Annotated in this window: 18 protein-coding genes; 3 read left to right on the top strand and 15 right to left on the bottom strand. The window is 61.0% G+C overall.

Features of this window, described 5'->3' with window-relative positions; translation table 11 throughout:
• Positions 1–18 precede the first annotated feature (18 nt).
• From EMO90_RS01775 to EMO90_RS12575, 10 genes are all read right to left on the bottom strand, one after another.
• The gene (locus EMO90_RS01775; protein ID WP_150354032.1) at positions 19–819 is read right to left on the bottom strand and encodes an amino acid ABC transporter ATP-binding protein; all 801 of its coding nucleotides are present in this window, start codon (positions 817–819) and stop codon (positions 19–21) included.
• A gap of 12 nt (positions 820–831) precedes the next feature.
• A complete protein-coding gene (locus EMO90_RS01770) occupies positions 832–1,827 on the bottom strand; it encodes an amino acid ABC transporter permease (RefSeq protein WP_150354033.1) in 996 nt (331 codons plus the stop codon).
• A 45-nt stretch (positions 1,828–1,872) separates the two neighbouring features.
• Complete coding sequence (locus tag EMO90_RS01765; RefSeq protein ID WP_150354034.1) at positions 1,873–2,814, bottom strand: ABC transporter substrate-binding protein; 942 nt, start codon at positions 2,812–2,814, stop codon at positions 1,873–1,875.
• Positions 2,815–3,385: 571 nt separating this feature from the next.
• A complete protein-coding gene (locus EMO90_RS01760; RefSeq protein WP_150354035.1) occupies positions 3,386–4,330 on the bottom strand; it encodes an ABC transporter substrate-binding protein in 945 nt (314 codons plus the stop codon).
• Positions 4,331–4,470: 140 nt separating this feature from the next.
• Positions 4,471–4,944 carry an SsrA-binding protein SmpB gene (gene smpB / locus EMO90_RS01755; protein WP_150354036.1) on the bottom strand — a complete coding sequence of 158 codons (474 nt, stop codon included), beginning with the start codon at positions 4,942–4,944 and terminating at the stop codon, positions 4,471–4,473.
• 181 nt (positions 4,945–5,125) lie between these two features.
• Positions 5,126–6,580, bottom strand: coding sequence for a CHAP domain-containing protein (locus tag EMO90_RS01750; protein ID WP_150354037.1), 1,455 nt, complete (start codon positions 6,578–6,580; stop codon positions 5,126–5,128).
• A 62-nt stretch (positions 6,581–6,642) separates the two neighbouring features.
• Positions 6,643–7,566 carry a permease-like cell division protein FtsX gene (ftsX, locus tag EMO90_RS01745; RefSeq protein ID WP_150354038.1) on the bottom strand — a complete coding sequence of 308 codons (924 nt, stop codon included), beginning with the start codon at positions 7,564–7,566 and terminating at the stop codon, positions 6,643–6,645.
• 1 nt (position 7,567) lies between these two features.
• On the bottom strand, positions 7,568–8,947 hold the full coding sequence (gene ftsE, locus EMO90_RS01740; protein ID WP_150354039.1) for a cell division ATP-binding protein FtsE: 1,380 nt from the start codon (positions 8,945–8,947) through the stop codon (positions 7,568–7,570).
• An 81-nt stretch (positions 8,948–9,028) separates the two neighbouring features.
• A complete protein-coding gene (gene prfB / locus EMO90_RS01735; RefSeq protein ID WP_150354040.1) occupies positions 9,029–10,150 on the bottom strand; it encodes a peptide chain release factor 2 in 1,122 nt (373 codons plus the stop codon).
• Between the two features lie 110 nt (positions 10,151–10,260).
• Positions 10,261–10,392: a hypothetical protein gene (locus EMO90_RS12575; protein WP_263390662.1), complete on the bottom strand. Its 132-nt coding sequence runs from the start codon at positions 10,390–10,392 to the stop codon at positions 10,261–10,263.
• A 140-nt stretch (positions 10,393–10,532) separates the two neighbouring features.
• On the opposite strand from EMO90_RS12575, the gene dapD reads away from it, so the two are divergent.
• Positions 10,533–11,516, top strand: coding sequence for a 2,3,4,5-tetrahydropyridine-2,6-dicarboxylate N-succinyltransferase (dapD, locus tag EMO90_RS01730; protein ID WP_150354041.1), 984 nt, complete (start codon positions 10,533–10,535; stop codon positions 11,514–11,516).
• Positions 11,517–12,029: 513 nt separating this feature from the next.
• Here dapD and EMO90_RS01725 read toward each other — a convergent pair.
• Positions 12,030–12,374, bottom strand: coding sequence for a DUF6176 family protein (locus EMO90_RS01725; RefSeq protein WP_150354042.1), 345 nt, complete (start codon positions 12,372–12,374; stop codon positions 12,030–12,032).
• A gap of 362 nt (positions 12,375–12,736) precedes the next feature.
• Between EMO90_RS01725 and rlmH the strand changes: the two genes are divergently transcribed.
• Entirely contained in the window at positions 12,737–13,216 is a 480-nt protein-coding gene (gene rlmH / locus EMO90_RS01720; RefSeq protein WP_150354043.1) for a 23S rRNA (pseudouridine(1915)-N(3))-methyltransferase RlmH, read from the top strand.
• Between the two features lie 94 nt (positions 13,217–13,310).
• Here rlmH and EMO90_RS01715 read toward each other — a convergent pair whose 3' ends face one another.
• From EMO90_RS01715 to EMO90_RS01700, 4 genes are all read right to left on the bottom strand, one after another.
• The gene (locus EMO90_RS01715) at positions 13,311–14,036 is read right to left on the bottom strand and encodes a hypothetical protein (protein ID WP_150354044.1); all 726 of its coding nucleotides are present in this window, start codon (positions 14,034–14,036) and stop codon (positions 13,311–13,313) included.
• A gap of 88 nt (positions 14,037–14,124) precedes the next feature.
• Positions 14,125–14,442 (bottom strand): hypothetical protein, encoded by a 318-nt coding sequence (locus EMO90_RS01710; protein WP_150354045.1) that lies wholly within the window; start codon positions 14,440–14,442, stop codon positions 14,125–14,127.
• A 424-nt stretch (positions 14,443–14,866) separates the two neighbouring features.
• The gene (locus tag EMO90_RS01705; protein WP_150354046.1) at positions 14,867–16,006 is read right to left on the bottom strand and encodes a sensor histidine kinase; all 1,140 of its coding nucleotides are present in this window, start codon (positions 16,004–16,006) and stop codon (positions 14,867–14,869) included.
• A 45-nt stretch (positions 16,007–16,051) separates the two neighbouring features.
• Complete coding sequence (locus EMO90_RS01700) at positions 16,052–16,708, bottom strand: response regulator transcription factor (protein ID WP_150354047.1); 657 nt, start codon at positions 16,706–16,708, stop codon at positions 16,052–16,054.
• A 189-nt stretch (positions 16,709–16,897) separates the two neighbouring features.
• Between EMO90_RS01700 and EMO90_RS01695 the strand changes: the two genes are divergently transcribed.
• Positions 16,898–17,632 (top strand): hypothetical protein, encoded by a 735-nt coding sequence (locus EMO90_RS01695; RefSeq protein ID WP_150354048.1) that lies wholly within the window; start codon positions 16,898–16,900, stop codon positions 17,630–17,632.
• Positions 17,633–17,677: the final 45 nt, after the last annotated feature.

Raw genomic sequence — 17,677 nt, 5'->3', positions numbered from 1 at the left:
CGCGGGACGCGAGGCGGCTCACAGCACGTGCTGCAGGAAGTCCTTGAACCGCGGCTCCTTGGGGTTCGTGATGATCTCGGGGCCGCCCTTCTCCACCACGACTCCCCCATCCATGAACACCACCTGATCGGCCACCTCGCGCGCGAAGCCGATCTCATGGGTCACGCACACCATGGTCATGCCGTCCCTGGCGAGCGAGCGCATCACGTTGAGCACCTCGCCCACCAGCTCCGGGTCGAGCGCGGAGGTGGGCTCGTCGAACAGCATGATCTCCGGCTTCATGGCCAGGGCGCGCGCGATCGCCACACGCTGCTGCTGGCCGCCGGACAGCTGCACCGGGTAGTAGTTGATCCGGTCCGCCAAGCCCACGCGGTTGAGCTCGGCGACGGCCAGCTCACGGGCCTCCCTCTTGTTCATGTGCTTGACGTGGACCGGGGCCTCCATCACGTTCTCGAGGGCGGTCATGTGCGGGAACAGGTTGAAGCGCTGGAACACCATGCCCAGCTTGGCGCGCTGGGCGGCCACCTCGCGGTCGTTCAGCGTCTGCAGCACCTTTTCGCCGCGGCGCTCCACATACTTGTAGCCGATCATCTCGCCGTCCACGTCGATCTCGCCGCCGGTCAGGGTCTCGAGCTGGTTGATCAGGCGCAGGAACGTGGACTTGCCGGAGCCGGAGGGCCCCAGGATCACGGTCACCGTGCCGGGCATGACGGTCAGGTCCACACCCTTGAGCACGTGCAGGGAACCGAACGCCTTGTGCACGCCGGTGGCCTTGATGGCCGGCGTGGCGGCGGTGCGCGGAATTGCGGTGTCAGTCATGTCTCATTCCCCTTATGCGTTGAGCCCGGTGAAGGTGGCCTCGTTGAGCTTGTTCACGTTGTCCTTCTGCTCGCCGTCGGACTTGCCCGGATAGGGCGGATCGTACGGCGGCTGCTTGCCCTTGGCGCCGGCCGGACGCGCGTTGAAGCCCTTGCCGAAGTGCTTTTCGAGCTGCGCCTGGAGGATCATCATCACGGAGGTGATGAACAGGTACCAGATGCAGGCCACGAGCAGCAGCGGGATCGGCTTGTACAGGCGGTTGGCGATCGCGTTCGTGGCGAACTGGAGATCGAGCGTGTATGGCACGGCGAGCACCAGGGACGTGCTCTTGAGCATGCCGATCGTCTCGTTGCCGGTGGGCGGGATGATGATGCGCATGGCCTGCGGCAGGATGATGCGTCGCATGATCAGCGTGCGGTTCATGCCCAGCGCCTCGGCCGCCTCGGTCTGACCGGTGTCCACGGCCTCCAGACCGGCGCGCACGATCTCCGAAAGGTACGCCGCCTCGTTGAGCGCGAGGCCGATCCACGCGGCGTTGAACGCGGTGACCACCACGGACGAGTCGATGCTCCAGAAGGCCACATCCGTGAACGGGATGCCCAGCGAGATTTTGGGGATCAGCACGGAGAACAGGCCCCAGAACACCAGCTGGGTGTACACGGGCGTGCCGCGGAAGAACCAGATGAAGAACCAGCTCACGCCCCTGAGGACCGGATTGATGGACTTGCGCATGATCGCCAGGATCACCGACAGGATGATCGCCACCACCATGGAGATGACGGTCAGCTCCAGCGTCTTGCCCACGCCATTGAGCACGTTCTCGTTGAACAGGTACTTCCAGACGGTGGGCCAGTCCAGACGCTCGTTGGTGACGAGCCCCTGGATGAGCATGGCCGCGAGCAGCGCCACGATCACGGCCGCGACGATCGGACCGGTGCGACGCACGGGCCGCGCCTTGATGCAGTTGGGGATGTTCAGGCCCTCGCCGTCGACTTCTTTCTTCGCCATGTTGGTTCTTCCCTTGTTTGTCCGTTCCTGCGGGTCCTGCAGCGACTACTCGAGGTCGGTCGGGTTGATCTCCGCCTTGTCCAGAGCGCCGGACTCCACGCCCCAGTGCTTGAGGATGTTCATGTAGGTGCCGTCGTCCATGAGCTTGGTCACGGCCTTCTGCACGGCTTCGTCCATGGCGGTGTCGCCCTTCTTGATCGCGATGCCCTGCTTGGCGGTGCCCACGTTGCCGCCGAGCGCCTCAAGCTGGCCGCCGATCTGGCTGATCGCATAGCCGGCCACAGGGGAATCGGCGTAGAACACGTCGGCCTTGCCGGTCACCACGTTGGTGGCGGCGTCGGTCTGCAGCTTGCTGGACAGCACCTCGATCTTCTTGTCCGCCGGGCAGTTGGCGTTGGCGTCGTTGGCCTCCTGCTCCTGCACGGTGCCGGTCTGCACGGCGATCTTCAGGCCGCACAGGTTGCTGGTGTCCACGCCCTTCGGGTTGCCCTTCTGGACGGCCCACGTGGAGCCGGCCTTGTAGTAGCTCACGAAGTCCACGGCGTCCAGACGCTCGGTGGTGATGGTCATGGCGGTGATGCCCAGATCGTACTTGGAGCCCACGGAGGGGACGATCGAATCGAAGGTGGAGGAGACGATGTCCGCCTCCAGACCCATCACCTTGGCCAGCGCCTTGGAGATGTCCACGTCATAACCGAGCGGGGTCTTGCCGTCGTTCGCAAGGAATTCTGCCGGCGCGTAGCTCAGTTCCATACCCACGGACAGCTTGCCGTCGGACTTCACATCGTCCGGCACCAGCGCGGCGATCGCATCGTCCTTGGCCACGGAACTCACATCGTAGCCGGACGTGGCGCCGCCGGTCGCGGAGCCGTTGGCGGTGGCGTCACCCTCGTCGGTGGTGCCGCAGGCGGCGAGCGAAAGCAGCATGGCCGCGCTGGCGACGGCGGCCACGGCGGAGACGGCGGTCTTGAGGTTGCTGAACTGCATGATGGGGCTGATCCTCGTTTCTCTGGTCTTTCTTTCGGGAAAATACCATAATGACGTTCCGCTACGACAAAGTTAACGGTTCGGCGCATCGAGGCGTCTGATCCTTCACCAAGGTTAAGGATCCTTCGACTCCGCGCTACGCGCTGCGCTCAGGATGACGTCAGCACTTCCCGGTCATCCTGAGCGAAGCCCGACAGGGCGGAGCCGAAGGATCCTTCGCCATTGCACACTTGGTCATTCCTGCGCACAGGTTAAGGATCCTTCGTCATTGCCCGCACGGTCACCCACGCCCCGACTTTCACGTCGTTTCTGTAATTCCGTTACAAAAAGGACCTCGTAGGCACCTGCTGTACGTCGTTTCTGTAACTTTTTTACAGAAGGGACCGCGAGAGGGTCTCCACAAGGTCGTTTCTGTAACAAAGTTACAAAAGTGGCATGGGACGGGGCGGAATGGGCAACGAGGGCCCTCCCCGGTCATCCCTGAACACAGATTAAGGATCCTTCGACTCCGCGCTACGCGCTGCGCTCAGGATGACAAAAAACATCCGCCCAGAATGACGAATGCCGCCCGTCAGTCGGCGGCGGGGTTGATCTCGGACTTGTCGATGGAACCGGACGTCACGCCCCACTGCGCGAGGATCTTGCCGTAGGTGCCGTCCTCCATGAGCTTGGTCACGGCCTTCTGCACGGCCTCGTCCATCTGGGAGTCGCCCTTCTTGATCGCAACGCCCTGCGTGGCCACGCCCACGTCCTCACCGAACGCCTCGAGCTTGCCGCCGGTCTGGCTGATCGCATAGCCGGCCACCGGGGAATCGGCGTAGAAGGCCACGGCCTTGCCGGTCACCACGTTGGTGGTCACATCGGTCTGCAGCTTGGAGGAGAGGACTTCGATCTTCTTGTCCGCCGGGCACGCGTCGTTGGCGGTGTTGACCTCTTCCTCCTGCGTGGTGCCGGTCTGCACGGCGATCTTCAGGCCGCACAGGTTCGAGGAGTCGAACTTCTCCGGATTGCCCTTCTTCACGGCCCACGTGGAACCGGCCTTGTAGTAGCTCACGAAGTCCACGGCCTCCTTGCGCTCGTCGGTGATGGTGAAGGAGGAGATGCCGATGTCGTACTTGGACCCGATGGACGGCAGGATCGAATCGAAGGTGGAGGTGACCGGTTCGGTCTCGAGCCCCATCACCTTGCCGAGCGCCTTGGCCAGATCCACGTCGTAGCCCACGGGCTTCTGCGAGTCGTCGAGGAATTCGGCGGGCGCGTAGGAGGTGTCCATGCCCACGGTGAGCTTGCCGTCGGACTTGACCGAATCGGGCACCAGCGCGGCGATCGCGTCGTCCTTGGCCACGGCGCTCACATCGTACCCTTGCGAGGAGGCCGCCGATCCGGACGCCGAGCCACCGCCTGACGTGCTGCCGCCGGACGCGGGCTGATCGGACGTGCCGCACGCGGCGACGGACACGAGCATGGCCGCGCTGATGGCGGCCGCGGCAAGGGATTTCAAGGCATTGATCTTCATGATGGCTTCCTCTCGAGTCGAAGCCCGGGAAGGATCCACCGGGCTTGATACCGGAAACCATAGGAATCGCGTGATACGAAGGCGTTACCCCATTGTTTCGTCTTCCGACCGATGGGGCCCGATCACGCGCCACCGCGACGTTACCGCATGTTCTTGTAGCGCATGATGCGCAGCGCCTCGCGCTTGTCCTGCTCCTCGCGCAGGGCCTGGCGCTTGTCGAACTCGCGCTTGCCCTTGGCCAGGGCGATCTCCGCCTTGACGCGGCCGTCCTTGAAATACAGGCTGATGGGCACGATCGTGTAGCCCTTCGCCTCGATCTGACGCGACAGCTTGGCGATCTGCGCTGCATGCAGCAGCAGCTTGCGCTTGCGCTTGGGCGCATGATTATTCCATGTGCCGTTGAGGTATTCGGGGATGTTCGCGTTCTCCAGCCAGATCTCGCCGCGGCGGTCGATCGAAACGAACGCCTCCGCGAGCGATGCGCGCCCCTCGCGCAGCGACTTCACCTCGGTGCCGGTCAGGGCGATGCCCGCCTCGTACTTGTCCTCGATGGTGTAGTCGTGCCGTGCCTTGCGGTTCTGCACGATCAGCTTCGTGCCCTGTTCCTTGGCCATTTCGCCCTCCTTTCGACGTTGGCCGGTGTCAGCCGGCGTTGGCCGGCATTCATTGGTCCATGTTGGTCATCATTGGTCCGTGATCGGTTCGGCCTACCACCATAGCACGAATGCGCCGCCCCCGCGTGGGAGGCGACGCATTCGAGGCCGGACCAAGCCGCCGGATCAGTAGAGAATGGGATCAGTAGTGGATGAACTGGTAGTTGGACGGGTCCTTGATCACGCGGGTGCTGGCCTTGCCCTGCAGTCGGGCGCCGCACTCGGAGATCAGGATCGTGCCGTCGGAGCGGACCTGCTCCACCACGCCCACGTGGCCGTACTGCGCGCTGGCGCCGTTCTGGCCGCGGCGGAACACGATCACCGCGCCCACGTGCGGGGTGTTGTTGACGAGGTATCCGTAGGAGCGGGCGGAATTGGCCCAATCCGCGCCGTTGCCGAACTGCGTGCCCACCGGCAGGTTCAGGTCGTGGCGGCGGTTGTAGGCGTACCACGTGCACTCACTCCACGGGTAGGTGCTGGAGAAGTCGTGCGTGGCGTGGCCGTAGCAGGTCTTGGAGTGCGGGGCGCAGTTGCCGGGCACCGCGTAGTTCATGCCGCTCGCGCCGCCGGAGCCGGACGAACCGGAGTTCGACGAATTGCCGGAGTTGCCGGAATTGGACGACGAGCCGGAGTTCGAGGAGCCGGAGTTGTTGCTCGGCTTGGAAACGGAAGGCTTGGACGAGGAGTTCGCGCTGGAATCCTGACCCTGCGTGGCCTGCTTGGCGGCCTCGGCCTCGCGCGCGGCCTGCTCGGCGGCGATCTTCTTGTTGTAGTCGTCGATCTGCGACTTGATGAGCACCGCCTCGGCGGCCTCCTTGGCGGAGGCGTCGGTGAGCTGGGCCACCTTGGACTCCAGTTCGGCGCGCTTCTTGTCACCCTCGTCGCGCAGGGCGGCGAGTTCCCGCTGCTTGGCCTGCGCGTCCTCGGCGGCCTTCTGCGCGGCGGCGGCCTCCTGATCGGCCTTGGTCTTGAGCGTGGTGATCTCCTGCTCGATCGCCTCCAGACGCTGCTTGCGGTTCATGGAGGTGTTGAGGTTCGTGGCCGCGTCATTCGCGGCGGCGGCCTCGGAGCGGGTCACGGCGGCGTCGGCTTGCATCTTCTGGACGAAGTCGTCCGCGGTGGAGGCGTTGGTGACCACGTCCATCACCTTGGAGGCGTTGGACCCATGGAAGCTTTCGCGCGCGATCTGGGCCACGGCGGCCTGCGCGTCATCGTAGTCGGCGCCGGTCTTGTCGATCGCGGCCTGCAGATCGTCCTTGTCCTTCTGGGCCGCCTTAAGCCGTTCGGCTGCTGCGTCGGCGGCCTCCTTGGCGGCCTGCGCGGCGGCAAGGGCCTGATCGGCCGCGGTCTGGGCGGCCGGAATCTGGTTTTCGGTCAGATCGTCCAGTGCGACGATCTGATCCTGCAGATCCTGGCTGGCGCCGGCGAGCTGGGCCTTGAGGGCGTTCGCGGAGGCGAGCTTCTGCTGGTAGTCCGAATAGCTGGGCACGGCGGACGCCTCCACAACGCCGGTGGACACCGTGGCCAGACCACTCGCCATCAGGGTGATGCCGCACAGCACCCATCCCGCCAAAGCTTTGGTTCGTCGAGTCATCATATGGGTCAACTTCCTTAATCCGTCAGGGTCCCGGCCGATTGTACAGGAGCGAGCTGGGAGTTTTACGCTTTGAGATAACGCCGCAGCGACACGGCCGAGGCGAGTGCGGACAGCAGCAGGGCTCCGGCGACGAGTGCGGGCGCGATGAGCAGCACGGTGGTCTGGTTCACGAACGGCATCCAGCTGACCGTCTGGGCCAGCCAGTTGGTGATGAACGTGTTCACGATCCCCACCAACGCGCCCACGGACAGCAGCGAGCCGAGCAGGGCCGCGAACATGCCCTCGAGGATGAACGGCAGGCGGATCGTCCAGTTGGACGCGCCCACCAGACGCATGATCTCGGTCTCGTTGCGCCTCGACGCGGCGGACATGCGAATCGTTGTGCCCGTAAGCAGAATGGCCACCACAACCATCACCACGGCGAGCGCGGCGGTCACGGCGGTGGCTCGGTTGAGGACCTTGAAGATCGGGTCGAAGATCTGCCGCTGGTCCACCACCTCCTCGATGCCCGTGCGGCCGGAGAGCACCTCGGAGACCACCTGATACTTGGTGGGGTCGTTGAGCTTCAGTCGCAGCGAATCCTGCATGTCGGCCGCCGTGAGGGTGCGCCCGTTGTACTCGCCGTTCGGGTACTCCTTGAGGAAGGTGTCGTTGTAGAAGTCCTGCTTGCTCACGTATGTGATGTTGGCCACATCGTTCGGCAGCTCCTCGTGGATGAGGTCGATCACATCGGCGATCTCCTGCTGGCTGGGCGATTTGCCGGATGCGCAGGAGGCGGCCTGGCTGGTGCCGTCCGGGCAGAAGTAGACCACGACCTCCACCTGGTCGTACCAGGTGCCCTTGGCCTTGGTGATCTGCGCCTGCATGAGCGCGGAGGAGCCGATGAAGAGGAAAGAGATGAACGTGACCAGCATCACGGACAGGATCATCGAACCGTTGCGCTTGAGGCTGGTCCAGGTCTCGGACAGGATGAAACGGGTCCTCATGTCAGTTGTTCCCCTTCGGATCAAAGTTCCGGCTTCCGTTCGGATCGTCGCTGCCACCCGCGCGGTGGGCGAAGCGGCCTCCCCTGCCCTGCGCGGGCGGGACCGGTGGCGCCGGCGGGGCGGGCGGGGCGAACGGGCTTGCGGCGGGCTTGGCATCCGGCGCCGGATCGTCCGCCGAGGTGCCGTCGCCGAACAGATCGGCGGGATTCATGGCCTGCGTGGTCTCGGCCAACGTGGGCTCCGGGACAGGCTCCGAAGCCGTCCGGGCACTGGGCTCGGGGGCGGATGTCTCCTGGACGGCAGACTCCGCGGCGGCGGGCTCATCATCGGACTGCGCAGCGACGGGCTCCACGGTCTCGAAATCGACCGCGTCCTTCTCCGCCTTCGCGGCGGGCTCCGATGCAGCTGCCTGGGCGGCGGCCATCGATTCAAGATCCAAGCCCTTGCCCCACGTGAGCGTGTCCTCCACTGACTGGAAGACCTCGCCGTAGCGGCCGGTGCGGCCCGAATGCACGGAATTGGCCAGGCGCGCGATGCCATCGTCCCCGGAAGCGTCCGGCACGGACACGTTCGTGACGGCCGACGGATCGGTGGCGGATCCTTCCGGCAGGGAGAGCTCGGCGGCAGGGGTGCCGTCGCCGTGGATCGCCTCGTGGGCTCGGCTCGCCACTTCGACGTCCGGGAAGAACAGGGCGGAATCGTACGATCCGTGGCTCTCGTCGCGCATGATCCGACCGGCCTTGAGCTCCACCACGCGCTTGCGCATGGAATTGACGATCTCCTCGTTGTGCGTGGCCATCACGATCGTGGTGCCGGTGCGGTTGATCGCGTCCAGCACCTCCATGATGCCCAGCGACGTGGTGGGATCGAGGTTGCCGGTGGGCTCGTCGGCCAGCAGGATCTGCGGATGGTTCACGTACGCGCGGGCGATGGCCACGCGCTGCTGCTCGCCGCCGGACAGCTCGTGCGGGAAGTTCCGCTCCTTGCCCGTCAGACCCACGGTTTTGAGCACCTGCGGGACCAGGGACTTGATGGTGGAGCGGCGGGTGCCGATCACTTCGAGCGCGAACGCCACGTTCTGCCACACGGTCTTGTTGGCCAGCAGCTTGTAGTCCTGGAAGATGAAGCCGATGGAGCGGCGGTACTGCGGGATCTGGCGCGCGGGCATGCGGCGCAGATCGTTGCCGGCCACACGGATCTCGCCCTCGGTGGCCTCCTCCTCGCGCAGCAGCAGGCTCAGCAGCGTGGTCTTGCCGGAGCCCGACGCGCCCACGAGGAACACGAAGTCGCCGCGTTCGATCTCAAGGCTCACGTCGTCCAACGCGGGGCGCGAACCCTTCGGATAGATCTTGCTCACATGATCCAATGCAATCAGTGCCATATGCCTCATTCCTTCAAGCTCGTGCCATCGCCGTACTGCGGCCGCGACCCGTCATCCGCGCGCCCGCCGCTGCCGTCGGTTTTACTCCTCGGCGGCCTCGCGGCGCTGCTGGTGGCGCCAGCGGATGCCGGCGGCGATGAAGCCGTCGATGTCGCCGTCGAACACGGCCTGGGTCTGGCTGGTCTCGTAGCCGGTGCGCAGATCCTTGACCATCTGGTACGGGTGCAGCACGTAGGAGCGCATCTGATCGCCCCAACTGGCCTTGATGTCGCCCGCGAGCTCCTTCTTCTTCTTGGCCTCCTCCTCGTGGCGCAGCACCAGCAGTCGGGACTGGAGCACGGCCATGGCGGCGGCGCGGTTCTGGATCTGCGAGCGCTCGTCCTGCATGGTGACCACGAGGCCGGTGGGAAGGTGGGTGATGCGCACCGCGGAGTACGTGGTGTTCACGCCCTGGCCGCCGGGGCCGGAGGAGCAGTAGGTGTCCACGCGGATGTCCGTGTCCGGGATGTCGATGTGATCGGTCGCCTCCACCAGCGGGACCACCTCCACGGCGGCGAAGCTGGTCTGGCGGCGGCCCTGGTTGTCGAACGGGCTGATGCGCACCAGGCGGTGGGTGCCGCCCTCCACGCTCAGTCGGCCGTAGGCGTAGGGGGCGTCCACCTGGAAGGTGGCGGACTTGATGCCGGCCTCCTCCGCGTAGGAGGTGTCCATGACCTTGGCCTTGAAGCCGTTGCGCTCGCAGTAGCGCAGGTACATGCGCAGGAGCATCTGGGCGAAGTCGGCCGCGTCCACGCCGCCGGCGCCGGAGCGGATCGTGACGACCGCGGAACGCTCGTCGTACTCGCCGTCCAGCAGGGTCTGGATCTCAAGGTCGTCCAGATCCTTGGCGATCGACTCGACCTCGGTCTTCGCGTCGGCCAGGGAGTCGGTGTCCTCCTCCTCGCGCGCGAGCTCCACGAGCGTCTCCACGTCGTCGATGCGCGTGTTCATGTCCGTGAGCCTCTTGAGCTGGGACTGCGCGGCGGACAGCTTGCTCGTGATCTTCTGGGCGTTGTCCGGATCGTCCCAGAGGCCCGGCTCGCTGGCCTGCGACTCAAGATCCTTGATCTGGGCCTTGAGCTTGTCCACGTCGAGCGCCTCGGCGATCGTGTCGTACTTGGATCGGGCTTCGCCGATCGCCTGCGAGAAATCAAATTCTGCCATCGTTACCACCATACATTTCTAGTTGTGAAAAACCTGATTGTTTGCACACTGCACCCGCATGCGGGCTCATCAGCGGTCTGGGACGCTTCAGCCGCCGGGACGAGGGGACGTCAAAGACCCGCGTAGATCGCGGGGATGACCAGACTGACGAGCATGGCCGCGGCCACGACGACGCACACCGCGCGCATCACATTGCGGCGGCGGCGTTCGCGCTGCTCTCGTTCGGTCCGGTAATCACTCACGGTGAGACATTGTACCGATCACGCTGGATTTCGGTCAAAACCGTTCATGGCCGGCGAATCGCCCTACACTGGAACCATCGGTCCGGACCAATCGGCCGGGCATGCCGATCATATTGCCAATATATGTAAGGAGCGATCCAATGACGAACGAACGCACCGCGTGGGGCTGGGGTCTGGCGAGCGTTGACGCCGCCGGCAACACGCTGGACGTGTGGTATCCGCAGCTGACCCTGGGCGAGGCCCCGGCACAGGCCGACCGTCCGAACCACGACTTTGGCGCGCTGGCCCGCGAGGACGCCGACGCCCGCGGAGTCCGCCGCGTCCCGGTGTTCACGGTCTCCAAGCTCGACGATCCGATCGAGGACGCCACCGACGCCTACCTCAAGCTGCACCTCATGTCCATGCGCCTGGCCAAGCCGAACACGCTGAACCTCGACGGCATCTTCGGCAAGCTCAACAACGTGGTGTGGACCAACTACGGCCCGTTCGCCGTGGAGGACTTCGCCCTGCGCAAGCTCGACGTGCTCAAGGCCGTCGCCGGCTCCCCGCTGCCCACCGCCGACGTCAACGTGCTGTCCGTGGACAAGTTCCCGCGCATGATCGACTACGTTGTGCCCACCGGCGTGCGCATCGGCGACGCCGACCGCGTCCGTCTGGGCGCCCACCTCGCCGAGGGCACCACCGTCATGCACGCCGGCTTCGTCAACTTCAACGCCGGCACACTGGGCGTCTCCATGGTCGAGGGCCGCGTCTCGCAGGGCGTCGTGGTGGGCAACGGCTCCGACATCGGCGGCGGCGCCTCGATCATGGGCACCCTGTCCGGCGGCGGCAAGCTGCGCAATTCCATCGGCGAGCACTCCCTCTTGGGCGCCAACGCCGGCATCGGCATCTCCCTGGGAGACAACTGCGTCGTGGAGGCCGGCCTGTACGTCACCGCCGGCACCAAGGTCACCATCTGGGACAAGGCCAAGGCCGCCGCCGGCGAGCCCCTCGAGGTGGTTAAGGGCGCCGATCTGTCCGGCAAGGACAACATCCTCTTCATCCGCAACTCGGTCAACGGCCGCATCGAGGCCCGCTACCGCAAGACCGGCATTGAGCTCAACGCCAAGTTGCATAAGAACTGACGTTCTTATGCAACCGTCGCGGCCGTAGTGGCCGCTCCCCTCGCCTACGGGAAGCCCACCGGGCTTCCCGCTTCACGGCTCGGCATAAGAACTGATTGTGCAATAACGGAGTGAGGGTTAAGGATCCTTCGACTCCGCTTCGCTTCGCTCAGGATGACAAACCAGACCCTACGTCATCCTGAGCGGAGCGAAGGATCCTTGGCCACTACGCACATAGTCGCCCATGCGAAAGGTTAAGGATCCTTCGCCTCGCTCAGGATGACCGCGAAAGCGTGACCGGGCGTGCGACCGTGACGCGGGGCGTGACGGGGCGTGCGCGACCGTGACATGGGGTGGCCACACCGGGTCACGGCCCTCGAAAAACCTTGGAATTAAGCCGTTTTCAAAACCCCGTGACCGGGAGTGTACACCACCCGGTCACACCCCATGTCACACTCGCACGCCCGGTCACACCCCGCGTCACACACCCGGTCACGCCCCACGCCATGTCACGGTCAAGGCATCCGCCGACAGTCAGCTTTCGAACACCGAATAGTCGCCCAGCGCCACGGCGGGCGTCAACTCGGTAAAGGTGTGGTAATCGACGCACTGCCTCATGTATTCGGCGTGCTTGGCATCGATCGCATGCTCGCTATGTTGGAACCGCTCCTGCTGCGCGTCAGGATCATCGACGATCGTGTACACATACGACCACAGCCCATCCGGCTCCTCATTGAGGAACCATGTCTCCACATGCGCGCCCTCATCCGGCAACGTCGCATTTCCCTCGTCCAGATGATCGGCCAGGAATCCCATCCACTCGCGCGCCAGATCCTCTTTCCCCGGTTTGATCCGGAATCTCGCCAAAACGGTGCGCATGCGATTCTCCTCCCGTCCAGTGGCCCGATTCATCCGCAAATTGGAACGATCGTATCATCCGGGGGTGGCGTCGAAATCAGACCATCAATGTCATCCTGAGCGAAGCGAAGGATCCTTGGCCACTACGCACAGAGGCATAGTGCAGGAAATTAAGGATCCTTCGGCTCCGCTCCGCTCGCTCAGGATGACGTTGCCCCGTCATCCTGAGCGAGCCCACCCAACGTCATCCTGAGCGCAGCGAAGGATCCTTAACACCCCTGCACCAATGACCAATGCGCAATGACGAAGGATCCTTCGCTTCGCTCAGGATGACAGCGCAAGGACATGCCCGCTGAACCGCCACTGCCACTAGAGTGGACTCCATGAAGATCACGCTCATCACCGTCGGCAAGGTCAAGGAATCGTATCTGCGCGACGCGATCGCCGAATACTCGAAGCGGCTGTCGCGCTACTGCAGGCTGGGCATCGTGGAGGTGGCCGACGAGAAGACGCCGGAGAACGCCAGCGAGGGCACCGATCGGCGCATCAAGGAGATCGAGGGCGAGCGCATCGCCAGGCACATCGCGCCCGACGCCTATGTGATCGCGCTGGCGATCGAGGGCAAGCAGCTGAGCTCCGAGGAGCTGGCGGCGAAGGTGGCCGATCTGGGCCTGCGCGGGGTGAGCCACATCCAGCTCATCATTGGCGGGTCGCTCGGATTGGATCCCTCGATCCTCAAACGCGCAGACTACCTGCTGAGCTTCTCGCGCATGACCTTCCCCCATCAGCTCATGCGCGTGATCCTCCTCGAACAGATCTACCGCACCTATAAGATCAACGCCCACGAGCCGTACCACAAGTAACGGCCGCGCGCAGCGAACAAGCTGTACCAGGCAATCATGGGTTGGACCGCCCCATACCGCGGCCCAACCCATGGCACGTCAGAGGCGCACCCACCTACCAGATGTCCGCCGCCCCTTCATCGGCAAAGTTGACATTCCAGTTGTTCGCGGCGAAGCATCCCCGCACCCGCATATCGCGGATATTGAAATGCTCATATTTCCGGGCGCTATGCTCCTTGCGCAGCGTGTCCGCGGTGTAGTCCTTGGGCACCAGATTCTCTCGGCGCAGGCAGTCGGCCACCCCATCCTCCGGCTCCCGGTACAGCGAGGGATTGCCGACCTGCTTATTGAATACGGCATCTATGCCCATGACTTCCTCTTGAAGGCAGTCAGTGTAATCCGAATAGTATTTATTCTGCTGCGCCTCCGTTGGCGCCGAAGTGATCAGGGGCATTTTATATACGCCATTCGGGAACTTGATGAGATCGAATGATTTGTATCCTCGATTGATCAGGCATGTGCGGAAGTCCGACCACGCCCTCTCATACTGCGCAGTCGTGACGCCATGGTTTGCCCGCGCCTCCTGAAGGATCTTACGCTGCTTTTCCGAAATGTCCTTCCACGTACTGGCCTGACAAATATAATCATCCAGACTGGATGCCAACCGCTGTCCCTGCGCGGACGAGTTAGACGAACCACCACCGCAATCGGACGACGCCTGCACCGACGGCGCGGATTGACCGGCCTGGGAACTGCCATTGGCGGCGCAACCCGCCAAGCCCAGCATCACAACAATCATCAAGGTCGCTACAACAGATCGAACCTCCACATGCCCATTCATGACTTTCCCTTTCAGACGACGAATCATTACGCAGGAGGTTGACGCAACACACGGATGTGCTACGCCAACCTCAGAATATGGATAATGACTATCCCATTCGTCCGGCATCTGCAGAATCATTCAGATAGACCGGCGAACCCCAGATTTCAGCAAGCGCAAGCCCTCCAGGCTCAGCTCCGTCATAATCCACTCGACCATCCTGAATCGCGCGAGCCCATACAGAAACTTCAACATGGCTTCGCGAAATGGCAAGAGAATAATCCTGCGAATCGGAAACGTTGACTTCCGCAGTGCAGCGAAAATCACAAGGCAATTCGGAAAGCGCGCTTGCGGGAAGCGTCATGCAGCCGACAAGGCCGATCGTCAGCAATGCGGAAAGAGCACTGATAGCTTTCTTGGTAGACATAATGACCTGCTTTCTGTAAAAGAATAGTAATGACTATGATCTCGGTTAACTTGTTGTTCATGTGGGCGGTACCGCTTTGTTGCCCACGATCCAAGCATAGGCAGACGGCCACGCCATACGCAAGACAGGACTTTCCGTGTCCGTGAAGTCGGTGGTAAAACGTGAAGAGCAACTACATAACATCAGTAACTCGCCGTTGAAGAAGTGAAATTATGCTGTAGCATAAAGAATGAAGCTGAAAGGAGATGCAATGAAGATTTCAGCAACATTGCTTGTGATCATCCTTGGGTTTGTTAATCCAGTATCAAATATCATATCCGGGATAGATGACATAGATCAAGTGATTAGTTTTACATCTCAGCAAGTATACATGAATTGCCCTCCATGGTTAATGTGGTTATGTAGTTCACGACGGTGAAGACATTTATAAAGGTATGCTAGCATAACAAGTCCACTCATTGCTTGTTTCTTCCCAAACAAATTGACCACCTAGCTTTTCAATGAGTTGTTTTCGTGTTTTCAAACCATAGCCTCCTAAGTTGTGCCGCTTTTCTTGTTGATTGACGGTATTTGCGAAGACGCAGCGTTCGCTTAGCACGATAGTGTCCGGTAAGCAATGTATGGACAGTTCGCAGTCCGTTCCCTGCTGGCAGTGCTTTTTGATATTCGTACTGAGCTCAATGATTAAACTGAATATTTCGCGTTGTATTTCAAGAGATGGGGTATGATTCACATTACCAGTGACATTCATCAAGCATGGGAATCCTTGACTTTCGAGGATATACTGCTGCTCACGAACTAATTGCACTAATGCCTTAGAAAATTCAGCCGCTGATGAATCAACGGAAGATGGTTCTGCAAACTCAAGTAGTTCATCAATGAGTTGATGTAATTGCGATATTGAATCAGTTGCCAAATGATTAACAGTTACCCAAGATTGATATTGTGGATTTCTGTCTTGATGTAGCTGTTGCTGCGATTCACGGGCAATGGTGGAAAGATTATTGCTCACCATATCGTGTATTTGTTCTGCAATACGGTTTTGCTGCAAAGCAATTTGAAGCTTCCGATCCTGATCCTTCTTTTCTAATTGTAATTGCAATATATTATTCTTTTGCTGAAGAGCATATCCTGCCAGTACAGCAAATGACATCATAATTATAAAAAATAGTAGATTATCGGATGAGGCACTTCCTATTTGTAAATATCTTTGGACACTTTGAGCAATGACGCCTAACATTAATGATGCTGTTATTAATAAAATACGAGATGTGTACCCTATATATCCAAGGGCTAACAATGTTGTCCAGAATTGAGACGATGTTGAGTTAATGAAGGGAGTAATACTGCATGCAATATCTACTACCAACAGTAGTAGACTGAACAGCAGGGGTCTCCAAGTCAGCAAGATCAGCGCAACAAGCGATATCACATACATAATTGCACTTAATGCATTGCTTGGCGGTGCAACCGTTGCTTCCCATAGAGATAGTCCCAGAATTGGTAACACAAATAGTACGATACCGTTCGTATGTTCTTTTATTGATTGAAATACCTGCATCATATACTATCTTTTTCCAAAATCTCTATTATTGCTTTAAACTTATTGTTATTCAGATTTCATCCATCGAAGTACCATTTGAATTCGATTTCGAGCGCCAAGTTTCTGCTTGACGGACTGCAGATGCTTGCGGACCGTGGTACGCCCTATGTTCAGCTTTTCCGCAATCTCATCATCTTCAAGTCCCTCGGCAAGCAGATCCATAACCTGTATTTCCCTGTCACTCAGCAGATCCTTTTTCGTGGGACGAGAGCTTTGGATGCGAAAATGCGATAATGCCCCGGACTCGAATCCCCCGTCGCCGTACGTGCTTCCATTGGCCACGGCCAGCAACGCCCGGATCAATTCATCGCCATCGCCTTTGCCGACGATGCCCTGCGCACCGCTTCGCCAAGCCTGGTCTGCGTAGATCTGTACGGAGAATGACGTCATTGCGAGCAGGGACACCTGATCCGTGGCCCGACGGATACGTCTGCAAACCATGGATCCCGGCATGTCCTCCATGGACATGTCCACCAGCAGCACATCGGGCTGGGAATCGGACTTGGTGGCAAGGCAGACCGCTTGACTGCCCTGTTCCACAGCCCACAGGATCCGAACCTGCGGCAGGGAGGATGCGACAAGCGATGTGATGGATTTGAGGGACATCGGATCATTGTCCACGATCGCGACGGTGAAGGTCGTCCTTAAGTTTGGCTGCCGCATTTATGACTCCTTGGTGGCTTCTACACCAGTGTAGACATACCGAGAAAGGGTTGGACGTGTATCCATTCACGTTTTACTACCGGTCTGGCTTGCATCATTCCACGATCCACGAACATCCCCATACTGTATACTGGACTCAGTTGATCGAGGTAGATCAATGCGGAACGCGGGGGTGGCATCGTGAACAGCATGAGAAACAAGATCACGGCAGCGGCAACGATCATCGCGATGATCACCGCACTCGCGGCGGGGTGCGCGGGCAACGCGAACGGAACGGTCGGCCAAACGGGAATGGATGCCACTCAGACCGGTGCATCGCCCGCTGAAACATCATCATCGCCAGCCAACACATCCAAGCCCAAGCTGGCGGAATCCTTCAAGGAGTATGCGGCGCGTCAACTCGTCTATGCGCAACGCGGGCAGAACCCCGAATGGCAAACCTCCGACGCCCAGCTGGAAATCCTCCGCCGCATAGTGGATACCGGCACCGTAACCCCCGGGGACTATGCGCGCGCGTGGTCCAACTACACCTCATGCGTCACGGCGAAGGGCGACCCCGAACCAGTGCTCATACGGTATGCCAACGGCATGATCTCGCAGGCCGCCATCGACGGCGCCAGCATGAAGGGCAATAACTCGTATGCCTCCTGCGAGTGGAAGGAAACCAACTACGTCGATTTGTTGTACGGGATTCTGATCGGCAATCCGAACCTGTATCAGGATCCCGACGAAGCCATCGTCGACTGTCTGCACAAGGCAAACGTGGTGCCGATGTCATACACGGCAAAGGACTATGCAAAGGACAGCAAGGACCTGAAGTTCCCGTCGTTCGATCGATTGGATCCGAATGTGCGTTCCTGCCAGATCGCCAACAACGTCCAAATCGTCTACCTCGACGTCGATCCGGTGCAGACTTTCGACTGACGCGACCGCATCGGAGCCGTGGCCGCCGGACGCCGCCGGCCACGG

Origin of the sequence: Bifidobacterium vespertilionis (genome assembly GCF_008698145.1) — a bacterium.
GTDB lineage: Bacteria > Actinomycetota > Actinomycetes > Actinomycetales > Bifidobacteriaceae > Bifidobacterium > Bifidobacterium vespertilionis.
The sequence above is the reverse complement of the archived record's forward strand: the minus strand, read 5'-3'. Positions and strand labels throughout refer to the sequence as shown.

Excerpts from the sequence above, each read along its gene's own strand:
- EMO90_RS01710 (WP_150354045.1), bottom strand. The coding sequence starts at position 14,442 with ATGTCTACCAAGAAAGCTATCAGTGCTCTTTCCGCATTGCTGACGATC.
- smpB (WP_150354036.1), bottom strand. The coding sequence starts at position 4,944 with ATGGCCAAGGAACAGGGCACGAAGCTGATCGTGCAGAACCGCAAGGCA.
- EMO90_RS01760 (WP_150354035.1), bottom strand. The coding sequence starts at position 4,330 with ATGAAGATCAATGCCTTGAAATCCCTTGCCGCGGCCGCCATCAGCGCG.
- EMO90_RS01705 (WP_150354046.1), bottom strand. The coding sequence starts at position 16,006 with ATGATGCAGGTATTTCAATCAATAAAAGAACATACGAACGGTATCGTA.
- EMO90_RS01715 (WP_150354044.1), bottom strand. The coding sequence starts at position 14,036 with ATGAATGGGCATGTGGAGGTTCGATCTGTTGTAGCGACCTTGATGATT.
- EMO90_RS01700 (WP_150354047.1), bottom strand. The coding sequence starts at position 16,708 with ATGCGGCAGCCAAACTTAAGGACGACCTTCACCGTCGCGATCGTGGAC.
- ftsE (WP_150354039.1), bottom strand. The coding sequence starts at position 8,947 with ATGGCACTGATTGCATTGGATCATGTGAGCAAGATCTATCCGAAGGGT.
- ftsX (WP_150354038.1), bottom strand. The coding sequence starts at position 7,566 with ATGAGGACCCGTTTCATCCTGTCCGAGACCTGGACCAGCCTCAAGCGC.
- EMO90_RS01750 (WP_150354037.1), bottom strand. The coding sequence starts at position 6,580 with ATGATGACTCGACGAACCAAAGCTTTGGCGGGATGGGTGCTGTGCGGC.
- dapD (WP_150354041.1), top strand. The coding sequence starts at position 10,533 with ATGACGAACGAACGCACCGCGTGGGGCTGGGGTCTGGCGAGCGTTGAC.
- EMO90_RS01725 (WP_150354042.1), bottom strand. The coding sequence starts at position 12,374 with ATGCGCACCGTTTTGGCGAGATTCCGGATCAAACCGGGGAAAGAGGAT.
- EMO90_RS01765 (WP_150354034.1), bottom strand. The coding sequence starts at position 2,814 with ATGCAGTTCAGCAACCTCAAGACCGCCGTCTCCGCCGTGGCCGCCGTC.
- EMO90_RS01775 (WP_150354032.1), bottom strand. The coding sequence starts at position 819 with ATGACTGACACCGCAATTCCGCGCACCGCCGCCACGCCGGCCATCAAG.
- EMO90_RS01770 (WP_150354033.1), bottom strand. The coding sequence starts at position 1,827 with ATGGCGAAGAAAGAAGTCGACGGCGAGGGCCTGAACATCCCCAACTGC.
- rlmH (WP_150354043.1), top strand. The coding sequence starts at position 12,737 with ATGAAGATCACGCTCATCACCGTCGGCAAGGTCAAGGAATCGTATCTG.
- prfB (WP_150354040.1), bottom strand. The coding sequence starts at position 10,150 with ATGGCAGAATTTGATTTCTCGCAGGCGATCGGCGAAGCCCGATCCAAG.
- EMO90_RS01695 (WP_150354048.1), top strand. The coding sequence starts at position 16,898 with ATGAGAAACAAGATCACGGCAGCGGCAACGATCATCGCGATGATCACC.